The 14,229-nt window shown below is 67.0% G+C and carries 10 protein-coding genes and 1 pseudogene; 5 read left to right on the forward strand and 6 right to left on the reverse strand.

The window, feature by feature from the left end:
- Positions 1-305 precede the first annotated feature (305 nt).
- Entirely contained in the window at positions 306-869 is a 564-nt protein-coding gene (locus ABD104_RS29740; RefSeq protein WP_087839131.1) for a phasin family protein, read from the forward strand.
- Positions 870-1,071: 202 nt separating this feature from the next.
- On the opposite strand, the gene ABD104_RS29745 is transcribed toward ABD104_RS29740, so the two are convergent.
- On the reverse strand, positions 1,072-1,884 hold the full coding sequence (locus tag ABD104_RS29745) for a competence/damage-inducible protein A (protein WP_343928846.1): 813 nt from the start codon (positions 1,882-1,884) through the stop codon (positions 1,072-1,074).
- On the reverse strand, positions 1,881-2,660 hold the full coding sequence (locus tag ABD104_RS29750) for an EI24 domain-containing protein (RefSeq protein WP_087839129.1): 780 nt from the start codon (positions 2,658-2,660) through the stop codon (positions 1,881-1,883). The genes ABD104_RS29745 and ABD104_RS29750 overlap by 4 nt, the downstream gene beginning before the upstream one ends.
- Positions 2,661-2,745: 85 nt before the next feature.
- On the opposite strand from ABD104_RS29750, the gene ABD104_RS29755 reads away from it, so the two are divergent.
- Entirely contained in the window at positions 2,746-3,126 is a 381-nt protein-coding gene (locus tag ABD104_RS29755) for a thioredoxin family protein (RefSeq protein WP_087839128.1), read from the forward strand.
- 49 nt (positions 3,127-3,175) lie between these two features.
- Here ABD104_RS29755 and ABD104_RS29760 read toward each other — a convergent pair whose 3' ends face one another.
- From ABD104_RS29760 to ABD104_RS29770, 3 genes are read right to left on the reverse strand one after another with little or no spacing between them, the layout of a single operon-like run.
- Positions 3,176-4,297, reverse strand: coding sequence for a zinc-dependent alcohol dehydrogenase (locus ABD104_RS29760; protein WP_087839127.1), 1,122 nt, complete (start codon positions 4,295-4,297; stop codon positions 3,176-3,178).
- A gap of 10 nt (positions 4,298-4,307) precedes the next feature.
- The gene (locus ABD104_RS29765) at positions 4,308-5,585 is read right to left on the reverse strand and encodes an aromatic ring-hydroxylating dioxygenase subunit alpha (RefSeq protein WP_132980427.1); all 1,278 of its coding nucleotides are present in this window, start codon (positions 5,583-5,585) and stop codon (positions 4,308-4,310) included.
- A gap of 36 nt (positions 5,586-5,621) precedes the next feature.
- On the reverse strand, positions 5,622-6,551 hold the full coding sequence (locus ABD104_RS29770; protein ID WP_165963289.1) for a Bug family tripartite tricarboxylate transporter substrate binding protein: 930 nt from the start codon (positions 6,549-6,551) through the stop codon (positions 5,622-5,624).
- Between the two features lie 173 nt (positions 6,552-6,724).
- On the opposite strand from ABD104_RS29770, the gene ABD104_RS29775 reads away from it, so the two are divergent.
- On the forward strand, positions 6,725-7,642 hold the full coding sequence (locus ABD104_RS29775) for a LysR family transcriptional regulator (protein WP_087839124.1): 918 nt from the start codon (positions 6,725-6,727) through the stop codon (positions 7,640-7,642).
- A gap of 3 nt (positions 7,643-7,645) precedes the next feature.
- Here the strand turns inward: ABD104_RS29775 and hrpA are convergent.
- Positions 7,646-11,692: pseudogene (gene hrpA, locus ABD104_RS29780) on the reverse strand (ATP-dependent RNA helicase HrpA); the annotation flags it as partial.
- Here hrpA and argA point away from each other — a divergent pair.
- Both argA and ABD104_RS29790 read left to right on the forward strand, forming a co-directional pair.
- Positions 11,599-12,888 (forward strand): amino-acid N-acetyltransferase, encoded by a 1,290-nt coding sequence (gene argA, locus ABD104_RS29785; RefSeq protein WP_371696130.1) that lies wholly within the window; start codon positions 11,599-11,601, stop codon positions 12,886-12,888. The pseudogene hrpA and the gene argA overlap by 94 nt on opposite strands.
- 150 nt (positions 12,889-13,038) lie before the next feature.
- Positions 13,039-14,007 (forward strand): Bug family tripartite tricarboxylate transporter substrate binding protein, encoded by a 969-nt coding sequence (locus tag ABD104_RS29790; RefSeq protein ID WP_132980425.1) that lies wholly within the window; start codon positions 13,039-13,041, stop codon positions 14,005-14,007.
- Positions 14,008-14,229 lie beyond the last annotated feature (222 nt).

A 14,229-nucleotide genomic window follows, 5' to 3' on the forward strand; every position in this document is an offset into this window, starting at 1 on the left:
GGCTTGCTCATGTTCCTCAATCAGGGCTTGCAAAACGGCACGAGCCATGAACAGGGGGTAGCGGCGGGAGTCTATATAATCGTCAGGGATGCGACATTTAATCAGTCACTTATGGGTTTTGCCAACAAAGTGCGATTTTTTCCGCGGGCATCTTGACTTTCGGCGGCACGTCCTTAAAATACGTTTTGTGCATCGCAGCAAAGTCGCTTACCGCGTTACGGTGCGTGCACCAGGATCGGGCTTTTTGGGGCGTACTCCCCTGGTTTCCCGGTCGCCCCGTGTAGACAGCCCTCAAGGAGCCCCCTATGTTTGCCACCCCCGAACGCGCCCTGGCCACCCAAAAAGCCGCCTTCGACGCCCTGCTCGCCGCGCAGAACACCGCCTTCGCCGGCTTCGAGAAGCTGGTCGACCTGCACCTCAAGGTCACCAAGGCCACGTTCGAAGAGGCTTCGCTGAAGGCCCAGGAAGCCTTCACGCTGAAGGACGGCCAGGAAGCGCTGGCGTTCGTCTCCGCGCTGGCCCAGCCCAACGCCGAGAAGGCCCTGGCCTACAGCAAGCACGTGTATGACATCGTCTCCGGCGTGCAGAGCGAATTCACCCGCCTGGGCGAAGCCCAGATCGCCGAACAACAGCGCCAGCTGTCGGACGTGGTCGAGCAACTGGCCAAGAACGCCCCGGCCGGCTCGGAAAGCGCCCTGGCCCTGCTGAAGTCGTCGCTGGCCACCGCCACCTCGGCCTACGAATCGGTGAACAAGGCTGCCAAGCAGGCTGCCGAGCTGGCCGAATCCAACCTGACCGCCGCCGCCAACGCGACGTTCAAGGCCGCCGCCGAAAACGGCAAGACGACCCGCGCTCGTAAGACCGCATAGGCCCACCCCCTACGCGCTTCGCGCGCCCGGCATGGTGAGCCCCCAGCCGCTACGCGGCAGCCCCCCTGGGGGGCCGGGGCCCGCCTTGGGGCGGCCCGGCACCGGGCCCCGTAGGGAGCGGCACTGGCGGACCGGCGGAGCCGGATCCGCTGTGCCCTGGGTAAAAAAGCGAAGAACGGTGTTCGTTCTCCGCTTTTCTTTTTTAGGTTGATGCGGCGCCGAAGACGCCGCCCAGGCGGCGGGCTTCGTCGCGTAGCATCGCCAGGGCTTCGGCGGCGCTGTCGGGATCGCCCTTGACGCCTAGTTCGATGTGGCGCCGCTTGCCCTCGCCCATGCTGGGCAGGCTGAACACTTTCACGCCCGGCCAGCGGCGCTCGATGGCCTCCATCACGGGGGCGATGCTGGACTCGGCCAGTTCGAACACCATGAACGAGTGCTCCACGTGCGGCACGGCGTGGTGCAGCCCCGCGTAGCGGTGGTCCAGCGTCCATTCGATCATCGGCCACGCCATGACCGGAAAACCCGGCACGAAAGTGTGGTCGCGGATGAAGAACCCCGGGATCTTATTGTATGGATTGGGCACGATCTCGCTGCCCACCGGGAACTCGCCCATCTGCAGGCGCCGCAGGTTGTCCGGCGCCGTCATGTCGGCCGTGCCCGAGCCCTGCGCGGCCGTTTCCGCGCAGCGCTGCGTGATCAGCTCGCGGGCCTCGTCATGCAGCGCCAGCGGCAGGCCCAGCGCGGCCGCGGCCGCCTGGCGGGTGTGGTCGTCGGGCGTGGCGCCTATGCCGCCACACGAGAACACCACGTCGCCGCTCGCGAAACTGCGCCGCAGCGCGGCGACCAGGGCCTCGCGATCGTCGCCCAGGAATTCCGCCCACGACAGCCGCAGGCCGCGCGCGCCCAGCAGCTCCACGATCTTGGAAAAATGCTTGTCCTGGCGACGGCCCGAAAGGATCTCGTCGCCGATGATGATCAGGCCGATGCGGCGATGGGAAACGGCAGTGTCGTTCATGGCGTGGTTTCGCTGCGCAAGCGGCGCAGCGCCTCGAGTGCGAAGTGCGAGAACAGGAGCGCGGAAAACACCGGCAGCAGGAACCAGGCCGGCGGCAGCAGGTTCAGCAGCGAGCAGATCAGCCCCAGCGTCCAGAAGCCGCGATTATGCCGCGCCATCAGGATGCGCCGTTCTTCCGGCGAGGCATGCTCGATCATGGCGTCGAGCCGCAGCATGCGGGTGAAGGCAAAGGCCCACCACGCGATGGGCAGCAGCACCGCCAGCGGCGGCAGCAGCCACAGCGGCATGGTGAACAGCCACCCCAGCACGAACAGCGTGGTCACCCACACCGCGTTCCAGACGCTGGCCACCGTGGCATGGCGGCCACGCCGCTGCAGGCCTGGATAGTCGTTCTGCTCCAGGTTGCGCAGCACCAGCGGCATGATCAGCACCGCCGCAACGACCAGCCCCAAGATGCCCGACAACGGCAACAGGATCAGCGTCGCCACGACCGGAATCAGCCACAGCTTCAGCGACGCGATGCCGATCGCGACCAGCATGCCGTCGATCTGCCCCATCAGCGGCAACGAGAACAGCGTGCCCTGCAGCCACTCGGTCAGCGGCGTCCAGAACAGCCAGATCAACACGACGGCGCCCACCAGCGCGACCAGGAAGGGCAACAACAGCGCCAGCAGCATGGGCCCACGGAACTGCGACACCACCGCGCGCCCGAAGGCCAGCCCCACGCCTTGCAGGCCGGCGCTGGGATCACCGCGTTCGACAGGAGAGGAAGTCATCGGATCTCCGGGAATTCAGCCATGGTTGCAAGTATGACGCATGGCGCAGGCATAATGGCTACCGGATCCCTACTTCCCTCGCATCATGGCCGTCTATCTTCCCGACACCGGCGCCAGCGATCTCTCGCGGCGCCTCGACGATCCGCAGACCATACTGGTGGCATGCCTGTGCGCGGCGTGGTGCGGCACGTGCCGCGAATACCTGCCCAAGTTCGAGGAACTGTCGGGCCGCTTCAAGGACCACGTCTTCCTGTGGGTGGACGTCGAGGAACATCCCGACCTTCTCGACGACGAAGACATCGAGGACTTCCCCACCCTGCTGATCCAGAACGGTACCCAGACCCTGTTCTACGGCCCCATGCTGCCGCACATCGGCCACCTGGAACGCCTGCTGGAAAGCCTCCAGACGGACAGCCCCCCACCCAACCTGCCGGGAGCGCCGGAGTTGCGCCGGGCGCTGACCTGAAATGACGTCGCCCGCGATGGGCGGGCGACGGCGACATTCCCGGCTCCGGTCACGCCGGCCGGCCCTGCCCCCAGGGGTCGACGCAGCAGTGGATGGCGGCCGTGCCGGCTTCCCCGCCCACGGTGCGCAGCGCGACATCGACGCGGTCCAGGCCGAACACGTGCGTACACAGCTTGTGCAGCGGATAGCGGCCCGACGCGATGGTTGCCAGCGCGAGTTCCACGGCCTGGTAGCTGTGGCCGCGCACCCCCTTGACCGTCAGGCACTTGCGGAACAGCATGTCGCTGTCGAACCGGGGCACGGGTTGCCCCTTGCGCCCTCCCAGCAGCACCCTGCCGTTCTTGCGCGCCAGCTGGATTGCCGCCACGATGGTGTCCGGTCCGCCCGAAGCGCAATCGATGACCAGGTCCGCCATCAATCCACCGGTCATCTCGGCCACCGATTCCAGCAGGTCGTGCGCTTCGATATCGATGGTGTGATGCGCACCCAGTTCGCGCGCCAGCGCCAGCCTGTGGCGATCGGCGCCCAGGCCCGTCACGATGATGCAGCCGACCCCGGCCTCGCGCGCCGCCACCACGCAGGCCAGCCCCTGCTGCCCCGGCCCCTGGATGAGCACCACCTGCCCCAGCCTCGCTTCCCCCTGGAAATGCACCCATTCGAAGCCATTGCCCAGCGGCAGCGCCAGCGTTGCCAGCGTTGCCGACATGGCGTCCGGCACTCGGTGAAACACCGAATTGGGGTGCAGGAACTGGTACTGCCCATAGCCGCCCCAGAGGGACGGCGCGACGGAAATGGGCGTCGAGCCGTACCGGATGCCGCTGCCCAGCAACGAATCCGTGGCATCGCACAGCCGGAAATTCCCGGTCCGGCAGTAGTCGCAATGGCCGCAAGGCAGGTATTCCTCCAGGGCCACCCGGTCACCTTCCTTCAGGCCCCACCGGGCGGCGGCCGATGCCCCCAGCGCCGAAACGCGGCCCACAGTCTCGTGGCCCAGGATCAGCGGCCCCTTGCTCTTGGGATAGTTCAGGAAATAGGGCCAGTCGCTTCCGCAGACACCGGTCATCTCCACTTCCAGCAGGCCGCCGTCCACCGGGATGTCGGGACGGGGAAACATCCGGACCTCGGTCTGCTTGCCGTCCAGGGCGACAGCGGCGCAAATGGTTTCAGACATCGCGTGCATCCTAGATGGAGGTGTGTTCGGTATCGGTCTTGGCCGTCGCATCCTTCAGCACTTGTTCCAGCGGCACGTCCTCCGGCAGCACGAACGAGGCCGAGCGCACCCTGTGCGTGGCCGGGTCCAGCCCGGGCAACGGCGCGTCCGTACCCAGGTTGCCGGCCGCCGCCAGCAGACGCCGGCGTGCCCTGACGATGGCGATGTCGGTAGCCGCCAGCCGCTCCAGGCTCCGGTCGACGATGGGGCCCATGCTTTCCTGCAGCGACGCATCCTGCATGGCGATGCCCCTGACCCCGCTGTACAGCGTTCCCTTCTTCTGGGCTTCGCGGTCGATCAGATAATCGTTTCGCTTGTTCGCCACCGTGCGATAGGTGCCCGGAATCAGCTCGGCATAGATCCCCTGCCCGTTCTGCATGGCCTCCAGTTCCTCCGGCTTCAGCGCCCGGGAAGGATGGTGGGTCATGCTCCAGGCATAGCAATTCTCGTCGTCCATCGGCACCCAGGCATGGCCATGCAAGGCATGGTCGCCATACGGCGGAATCATCGTGTACCACGGCATGATCCACTGGGTCACCCGCCAGTAGCTATGGCCCTCGTCGGCACGGCGGCGCGCACCGATGACCAGCCCGCCATCGGACTCCATGACCTCGAGCTTGGGGGCCGTGTCCTGCTGGTACTGCGCTCCTTTCGTCCCCTTGTGCAGCGGATCGGTATGCAGTTCGCCGCTATGCAGGAACGAAACGTGGCTGGAATCGATGCCCCCCTCCATCGCCTGCAGGTAATTGTTTTCCTGTATCCGCTTGCAGACGTAGCGATGCGAGTCGGGCACCATCGCCCATTCGAACTCCGGGAATGCCGGCTGCAGCTCCGGCGGCCCCATATAGGTCCACACCACTCCCCCCCGCTCCACGCAGGGATAGGAAGTCAGCTTCACGCTCTTGCTGAAATGGCTGCCGGCGGGCTCCGACGGTACTTCCGTGCACTGGCCCCGGAAGTCGTATTTCCAGCCGTGATAAGGGCAGCGAATGCCGTCCATTTCGATGCGACCGAACCATAGCGAGACCCGCCGGTGCGCGCAGAACTCGTCGATCAGCGCCACCCGCCCCTGCGTGTCGCGGAATGCCAGCAGATTCTCGGACAAGAGCTTGACGCGCACCGGCGGCCCGTCGGGCTCGCGCAGCTCCTCGGACAGCAAGGCCGGGATCCAATAACGGCGGAACAGGCTGCCCATGGGCGTGCCGGGGCCGGTCTGCACCAGTTGCGTGTTTTGTGCTTTCGTAACCATGTCGTCTTCGTCAGAAATTGAAAGTCCGGGCGATGCTCAGTCGAGCGCCAGGCCGGCTCGTGCCGCCACATCGCGCCAGGTCGCGATCTCGCGCCGTACCCAGTCGTTCAGGATCGCGGGCGAGCCTCCCACGCTCGCCACGCCCATCTGATCGAACGCCGCCTGCACGTCGGGTAGCCGGAGCAGGTCGTTGACGTCGGCATTGACCTTGTCGATGATCGCCGGCGGCGTGCCCGCCGGGGCATGCACGCCCACCCACGTCTCGAGCACCATCTTCTTCATGCCCAGCTCGCTCAACGTCGGCACGTTCGGAAACTGGGGGACGCGATCATCGGCGACCACCGCCAGCATGCGCATTTTTCCCGACCGTACCAGCGAGGCCGCCGTCTGCAGCACGACGAAACTGGCCTGCACCTGGCCGGCTGCCAGGTCGTTCAGCACGCTGCTGGTGGCCCTGTACGGGACGTGCGTCATCTTGACGCCGTTCTCCTGCTGGAACAGTTCCATGGTCAGGTGGTGCACGCTGCCCACGCCCGGCGAGGCGTAGTTGAATTTGCCGGGGGGCAGTTTCCTCAGGTAGCCCAGGAATTCGCCCACGCTCGCGGCCGGCACGTCATTGCTCACGATCAGCGCCAGCGGGCTCTTGCCTACCAAGGCCACGGGCGCGAAGGCGGTGGCGGGATCGTAGGGCAGGTTCGAGCGCACGGCCGCCAGCGTGCTGAAGGCGGTGATCGACATCAGCAAGGTATGGCCGTCGGGCAACTCCTTCGCGACGAAGTCCATGCCTATGGAACCGCCTGCGCCGACCTTGTTGTCGACCACCACCGGCACCCCCCAGCGCTGCGCCAACTTGGGCGCCATCAGGCGCGCGATCAGATCGCCCGTTGTGCCGGCCGAGGCAGGAATGATGATCTTGACCATGTGTTGCGGATAGCCCGCCGCCAGCGCGACCGGCGGCAGCAACATGCAACAGGACAGCCAGGCCACCAGTGAGCGGCGCCTCGAACGCCTCTTCAAGTCAGCGGATATCGCCAGTGCCATCGTTGTCTCCGTCCACTCTCGTTGTAGTGGCGACGATTACACTCCAGGCCTATTGATTATCCCAACAATTTATTTTGATCGATTAAGTAGGTGACCTAATGAGCAATGTTCATCCGTCGCTGGGCAATCTCTCTCTCAAGCAACTGCGCGCCTTCGTCTGCGTGGCCGAAGCCAGGAGCTTCACCGAGGCGGCCGCGCGGCTCAGCCTCTCGCAATCGGCCGTCAGCCAGCTGGTGCGGGAATTGGAATCGGAACTGGAACTCAAGCTGTTCGACCGCACGACCCGCACGGTAAGGCTGACCGACGCGGGCGAGGAACTGCAGCCGACCGCGGCGCGCGTACTGCAGGACCTGGGCGCGGCGATAAGCGGTTCGCGCGACCTGGTGGCGCGTCGCCGGGGACGAGTGAGATTCGCCTGCTCGCCGGTACTATCGTCGCTGCTGTTGCCGCGCGTGATCGGCGCGTTCACGGCGCGCCACCCCCACATCACCGTGATCCTGCGGGATAGCGTAGGCAGCGGGATCGTGGACCTGGTCGCCGACGGCGAAGCGGACCTGGCGCTCAGCGTCCCGCCTTCGGAGTCGCCGTTCGTCGAAGAGGAGCCCTTCCTGACCGACCACCTGGCCCTGATCCATCCCCGCACCTACGGCTGGACCAAGCGGCGACGCGTATCCTGGGCGGACGTCACCACCCATCCCTATATCGCGCTACAGGCGCAGAACCCCACCCGTCATTTCGTCGACTACCACGCGGCATTGGCGAACGTGCGCCTCAAGCCCGCCTACGAGGTCTCGTTCGTCTGGACCGCCATCGGCCTGGTCGATGCCGGGCTGGGCGTGGCGCTTATCCCCGGCCACACCCGCCCCATCGTCGAGAAATACGAAAACGTCGACATGCGGCTGTTCGAACAGCAGACCATCGTGCGTCCGATCTCGCTGCTGCGTCACCGCCAGCGGTCGCTCTCCCCTGCCGCCCAGACCTTCGCCGACTTCATCCGCGCCTACATACGCCTCTGACGCCTATCGCGTCACGGACTCCCACAGCTTCTGCAAGCGCTTGACCGAAACCGGCATGGGCGTCCTCAACTCCTGCGCGAACAACGCCACCCGCAATTCCTCCAGCATCCACCGGAACTCGTCCAACTTCGCGTCCGGCACGCCCTTGCGCGCCGCCCGCGCCCGCTGATAGGGCGCCAGCAACTGGTTCAGGTCCGCCAGCAGGCGCGCATCGCGCGCCGGATCCGCGCGCAGCTTGTCGATGCGCGCCTGGACCGCCTTGAAATACCGCGGGAAATGCGACAACTGCGAGAACGGCGTATCGCGCACGAACCACTTCCCCATCAGTCCGCGCATCTGCTGCTCCATGTCCGCATGGGCCGCGGCATGCGGCTTGGCCTGCGGCAGCTTGCGCTGCGCGGCGGCCCATTCGGTCAGCACCGCCGCCACCAGGCGCGCGATTTCCTGCGCCAACAGTCCTACCCTGCCCTTGCCCTCGGCGCGCCGCTGCGCGAATGACTCCGCGTCCGCCGGCCAGGGATCCGCCAGGCAGGCCTGCGCCAGCGCCGCATCCACGATCTGGTCGCGCAGTTCCTCCTGCGTGCCCAGCGGCATGTAGAGCATGCTCATCTGCGTCATGCCGGTCAGGTTCTTCTCCAGGAACTTGACCTGCTCCTTCAACTGCAGCCGGAACAGGCGCAACAGCCCCGCGCGATGATGGCGCGCGGCCTCGTCGGGATCGTCGAACACGTCCAGGTCGCAGTGCGTGACGCGATCCACCAGCGCCGGATAGCCGATCACCGACAGGCCGCCGCGCCTGATCTCCATCAGCTCGGGCAGGGGCCCGAAGGTCCAGTCCGTCAGGTTCTCGTGTGCCAACGCCTGCGCCACCTCCTTGTCGCGCGCGGCCACCTGCTGGAACGTGGCCTGCGCCTCGCGCCCCAGTTGCGCCTTCAGGTGCGACAGGTTGCGGCTCATGTCCAGCATGCGGCCGTGCTCGTCCACCACGCGGAAATTCATCGACAAATGCGCCGGCAGCGTCTCCTGCTTGAAATCCGACGGCGCCAGCTGCACCGTGGTCTGCTCGCGCACGTCGGCGATCAGCGCCTCGACCAGCCCGCGGTCCGGCTTCTGCGCCCGCTCGAACCACCGGTCGTAGAAACCCGCCGCGTATTCGGGCAGCGGCACGCAGTGCCGGCGCAGCTTCTGCGGCAGCGACTTCAGCAGCAGATGGACCTTCTCCTTCAGCATGCCCGGCACCAGCCACTCGCAGCGTGCCGGATCGAGCTGGTTCAGCGCGAACAGCGGTACCGACAGCGTCACCCCGTCGCGCGGCGAGCCCGGCTCGAAGTGATAATCGAGCGCCATGTCGATGCCGTGCAGCGACAGCTTCTTGGGAAACACCTCGGTCGTGACGCCCGCGGCCTCGTGCCGCATCAGTTCGTCGCGCGACAGGAACAGCAGCTTGTCGCCCCCGGGCTTGCGCGCCTCGTCCTGGTACCATTTCTCCAGCGTCACCACCCGGTTCACGTCGGCCGGCACCTGCCGGTCGTAGAACGCGTAGATCAGGTCTTCGTCGACCAGGATGTCGGGCCGGCGCGACTTGTGCTCGAGCTTCTCGATTTCGGCGACCAGCTTGCGGTTGTGCGCGATGAAAGGCAGCCGGCTGTCGAGTTCGCCGGTGACCAGGGCCTCGCGGATGAACAGCTCGCGCGCCTGGCGGGCATCGATGCGGCCATAATCGACGCGGCGGCCGGCGTAGACGGTCAGCCCGTAGAGGGTCGCGCGCTCGTTGGCGACCACCCTCCCCTCCTTCTTTTCCCAACGCGGATCGGACCAGTTCTTGCGCAGCAGGTGGCCGCCCACGCGCTCCACCCACGTGGGGTCGATGCGCGCGATACAGCGCGCGAACAGCCGCGAGGTCTCGACCAGTTCGGCCGCCACGACCCACCGCCCCGCCTTCTTCGCCAGGCGGGAGCCCGGATGGATGAAGAAGCGTATGCCGCGCGCGCCCAGGTACTGGGCCTCTTCGTCGGACTTGTAGCCGATGTTGCCCAGCAGCCCGGACAGCAGCGCCAGGTGGATCTGCTCCAGCGTGGCCTCGGTCTGGTTCAGGCGCCAGCCGTGCTCGCCCACCACCGCCGCCAGTTGCGAATGCACGTCGCGCCATTCACGCATGCGCACCGGCGACAGGAAGTTCTGGCGCAGGTTCTCCACCAGCTTGCGCTGCGACTGCTTGTGCTCGACCGCTTCGTTGAACCACTTCCACAGCTTCAGGAAGGCCATGAACTCGGACCGTTCGTCGGCGAACTTGGCATGGGCCTGGTCGGCCGCCTCCTGCGCGTCCATGGGGCGGTCGCGCGGGTCCTGCACCGACAGCGCCGCCGCGATGATCAGCACCTCGCTCAGGCAGGACTGGTCGCGCGCGGCCAGGATCATGCGGCCGATGCGCGGGTCGACCGGCAGCCGCGCCAGTTCGCGCCCCACCGGCGTCAAGGCGTTGTCCTCGTCGATGGCGCCCAGTTCCTGCAGGAGGTGGTAGCCGTCGGCGACGGCCCGCCCCGGCGGCGCCTCGACGAACGGGAACTGCTCGATGTCGTCCAGCTTCAGGGACTTCATGCGCAGGATGACGCTGGCCAGCGACGAGCGCAGGATCTCCGGGTCGGTGAAAGGCTGGCGCGCCGCGTAGTCGGTCTCCTCGTACAGGCGGATGCACACGCCGGGTCCGATACGGCCGCAACGGCCCGCCCGCTGGTTGGCCGAAGCCTGGCTGACCGGCTCGATGCGCAGTTGTTCGACCTTGTTGCGCCACGAATAGCGCTTCATCCGGACCAGGCCGGTATCGACCACGAAGCGTATGCCGGGCACCGTCAGCGACGTCTCGGCCACGTTGGTGGCCAGGACGACGCGGCGGCCGCTGCCCTTGGGGTGGAAGACCCGCTCCTGTTCGGCCTGCGACAGCCGGGCGAACAGCGGCAGCACCTCGGTACCGGGCGGATGGTGCTTGCGCAGGGCCTCGGCCGCCTCGCGGATCTCGCGCTCGCCGGGCAGGAAAACCAGCACGTCGCCGGGGCCGTGGCGGGCGCACTCGTCCACGGCATCGACGATGGCGTCGATCAGGTCGCGTTCCTCGTCGCGCGACAGGTTCTCCTTCTCGCGCGGCCGTTCGGCTTTCCTGGCCGGCTGCTCGTCGGTGTCGCTGGCCTGCATGCCGCGGGTATCCACCGGCCGGTAGCGGACCTCCACCGGGTACAGGCGTCCCGAGACGTTGATGACGGGCACCTCGGGCTGGCCGGGCAGGCTGAAATGCCGGGCGAAGCGCTCCGCGTCTATGGTTGCCGACGTAATGATCAGTTTCAAATCGGGCCGCCGCGCCAGCAACTGGCGCAGGTAGCCCAGCAGGAAATCGATATTCAGGCTGCGTTCGTGCGCCTCGTCGATGATGAGCGTGTCGTAGGCGCGCAACCAGGGATCGCGCTGCGACTCGGCCAGCAGGATGCCGTCGGTCATGAGCTTGACCGAGGCTCCCGGGGCCGTGCGGTCGTTGAAACGGACCTGGTAGCCCACCACCTCGCCCAGCGGCGTGCCCAGCTCCTCGGCGATCCGGCGCGCCACCGAGGTCGCCGCCAGGCGCCGCGGCTGGGTATGGCCGATCATGCCGGCCACGCCGCGGCCGGCATCCAGGCATATCTTGGGCAGCTGGGTGGTCTTGCCCGACCCTGTCTCGCCGCTGACGATGATGACCTGGTGCGCCGCCAGGGCGCGCGCGATCTCGTCTCGCCGGCCGCTGACGGGCAGGTCTTCGGGGTAGGTAATGGGCGGAACCGGGTTGCGCCGTCGTGCCAAAGGCACATTCTTGCGGGATTGTGCGACCATGAGAAGAACTTGGATTAACCCGTCATTATAATTTTGGGATGAACGCAGCCGCACAACCTCCCGACCCCGATCCTGCCCCCTCCGACCTGCACGCCCGGTTCGTGCAGTGGTTCCGCGAAGTGGCGCCCTACGTACATGCCTTCCGCGGCAAGATCTTCGTGGTGGCTTTCGGCGGCGAACTCGTCCAGGCGGGCGCCCTGAACGTCCTGATCCAGGACCTCTCGCTGCTCAGCGCCCTGGGCATACGCCTGGTGCTGGTCCACGGCTCGCGCCCCCAGGTCAACGAGCAGCTCCGGCTCAAGGGCATCCCCTTCCAGTTCGGCCGCGGCCTGCAGATGACCGACACGGCCGCGCTCGAATGCGCCAAGGAAGCGGCCGGCGAGATCCGCCTGGACATCGAGGCGGCGTTCAGCCAGGGCCTGCCCAATACGCCCATGTCCCACTCCCATATCCGGGTCATCTCGGGCAACTTCATCACCGCCCGGCCGGTCGGCGTCATCGACGGCGTCGACTACCGCCACACCGGCCAGGTGCGCAAGGTGGACGCCGAGGCATTGAACATGGCGCTGGGCCAGGGGTCCATCGCGCTGCTGTCGCCGCTGGGCTTCTCGCCCACGGGCGAGGCCTTCAATCTTTCCATGGAAGACGTCGGCACCGCCGTGGCGGTGGCGCTGCGCGCCGAAAAGCTGATCTTCCTGACCGACGCCCCTGTCCTCCACGACAAGGAAGGCAACGTCGACACCGAGCTGGCACGCGAGGACGCCGACGCGCTGATCGCCCAGGGCGACCTGGACGCAGGCACGGCCGTGGTGCTCAAGCACGCTTCGCGGGCGGTCAAGCTGGGCGTGGCGCGCGCGCACCTGGTGCCCTACGACCTGGACGGCGGCGTGCTGCTGGAAGTATTCACCCACGACGGCGTGGGCACCATGGTCGTGGAAGACACGCTGGACGACCTGCGCCCCGCCACCATCGACGACGTGGGCGCGATCCTCCACCTGATCGAGCCGCTCGAGGTCGACGGCACGCTGGTACGCCGCGGCCGCGGCAGCATCGAGCGCGACGTCGAGAAATTCTCGGTCAGCGAACACGACGGCGTCATCTACGGCTGTGCGGCGCTGTACACCTATCCCGAGGAAAAAATGGCCGAGATGGCCGCGCTGACGGTCAATCCGCAGTGGCAAGGCGCCGGCGAAGGCGACAAGCTGCTGCGCCACATCGAAAGCCGTGCCCGGGCGGCGGGCATCACGCGGCTGTTCGTACTGACCACGCGCACCGCGCACTGGTTCATCAAGCGCGGCTTCTCGCAGGGCAGCGTGGCCGACCTGCCCAAGGACAAACAGGCGCACTACGACCGCAGCCGCAACAGCCAGGTGTTCATCAAGCGGCTGTAGCCCGTAAGAATGCATTTACATGCATTTTTACAACGCCGATATCAGAACAAACTCTGATATTTAATGTATTTACATATTTCATGCTCGGCATTACCTTAGGCTGAAACCACCCCGCGCCGCGTACCGGCGTCCGCAAGCCAAGGAGCAAGCATGGACATGCATCGCAGGCAATTCGGCGCGGCGGCGCTGGCCATGGCCGCGGCCTGGACCGCCGGCGCGCAGGAAGCCTATCCCTCGCGAGCCATTACCCTGGTGGTGGCCTACGCCCCCACCGGCGACACGGACGCCATGGCGCGTCTTTACGCGGCCAAGCTGTCGGCCCGGCTCAAGCAACCCGTGGTGGTCCTGAACCGCCCCGGCGCGGCCGGCACCATAGGCAGCCGCTACGTCAGCCAGGCCGCGCCGGACGGCCACACCTTGCTGTTCGCGCCCAACACCGTGGCCACCGCACCCCTGGTCATGAAACCCGAGGCCCTGACCTACGACGTGCTGAACGACTTCGCCCCCATCGTCCAGACGTCGATCTGCCCGCTGATCCTGGTGGCCAATCCCGCCACCGGCTTCAAGACCCTGGCCGACGTGGTGGACGCCGCGCGCGGCGGGCGGCAACTGTCCTTCGGCACGCCCGGCCCGGGCTCCCCCATGCACATCGCCGGCGAATGGCTGAACCGCGCCGCCGGCATCGGCATCCAGCACGTGCCCTACCGCGCCAACGTCGCGGCCCAGATCATAGGCGGGCACGTACCGCTGGGCTACGTCACCCTGGGCACCGTCGCGCAATACCTGCAGGCAGGCAAGGTCACCGCGCTCGCCGTCACCGATCCGGCGCGCTCGTCCTTCCTGCCCGCCGTGCCCACCATCGCCGAGTCCGGCTACCCCGAGGTCGTGGTGGGCGCCTGGCACGGCTTCTTCGCGCCCAAGGGCACGCCCGACCACGTGGTGGCGCTGCTCAACCGGCACCTGAACGAGATCCTGCGCATGCCGGACGTGGTCGAGACGCTGAAGCACTTCGCGGCCGAACCGGTGGGCGGCCCTCCCGCCCGGCTCAAGGAACTGGTGGCGGCCGACCATCGCCGGCTGGGCGGCATCATCGGCCAGCTCGGCATCCGCGCCGACTGACCGGACGTCCGCAAACGGCCGAGGAGCCCATTTCGGCCAATTTGCGGCGGCCGGCGGCCATCCTGGGGGCGGGGCGCCCGCTGTCCGCGCACGCGCGGCTATATTGCCGCCGCATACGCCGCCAAAGGAGCAGCCCATGAAGACCAAAGCCGCGATCGCCTGGAAGGCAGGCGCGCCCCTGACCATCGAAGAAGTGGACCTGGAAGGTCCGCGCGCCGGCGA

Source organism: Pigmentiphaga daeguensis (genome assembly GCF_039523035.1).
GTDB lineage: Bacteria > Pseudomonadota > Gammaproteobacteria > Burkholderiales > Burkholderiaceae_B > Pigmentiphaga > Pigmentiphaga daeguensis.

Excerpts from the sequence above, each read along its gene's own strand:
- ABD104_RS29740 (WP_087839131.1), top strand. The coding sequence starts at position 306 with ATGTTTGCCACCCCCGAACGCGCCCTGGCCACCCAAAAAGCCGCCTTC.
- ABD104_RS29745 (WP_343928846.1), bottom strand. The coding sequence starts at position 1,884 with ATGAACGACACTGCCGTTTCCCATCGCCGCATCGGCCTGATCATCATC.
- ABD104_RS29750 (WP_087839129.1), bottom strand. The coding sequence starts at position 2,660 with ATGACTTCCTCTCCTGTCGAACGCGGTGATCCCAGCGCCGGCCTGCAA.
- ABD104_RS29755 (WP_087839128.1), top strand. The coding sequence starts at position 2,746 with ATGGCCGTCTATCTTCCCGACACCGGCGCCAGCGATCTCTCGCGGCGC.
- ABD104_RS29760 (WP_087839127.1), bottom strand. The coding sequence starts at position 4,297 with ATGTCTGAAACCATTTGCGCCGCTGTCGCCCTGGACGGCAAGCAGACC.
- ABD104_RS29765 (WP_132980427.1), bottom strand. The coding sequence starts at position 5,585 with ATGGTTACGAAAGCACAAAACACGCAACTGGTGCAGACCGGCCCCGGC.
- ABD104_RS29770 (WP_165963289.1), bottom strand. The coding sequence starts at position 6,551 with ATGTTGCTGCCGCCGGTCGCGCTGGCGGCGGGCTATCCGCAACACATG.
- ABD104_RS29775 (WP_087839124.1), top strand. The coding sequence starts at position 6,725 with ATGAGCAATGTTCATCCGTCGCTGGGCAATCTCTCTCTCAAGCAACTG.
- ABD104_RS29790 (WP_132980425.1), top strand. The coding sequence starts at position 13,039 with ATGGACATGCATCGCAGGCAATTCGGCGCGGCGGCGCTGGCCATGGCC.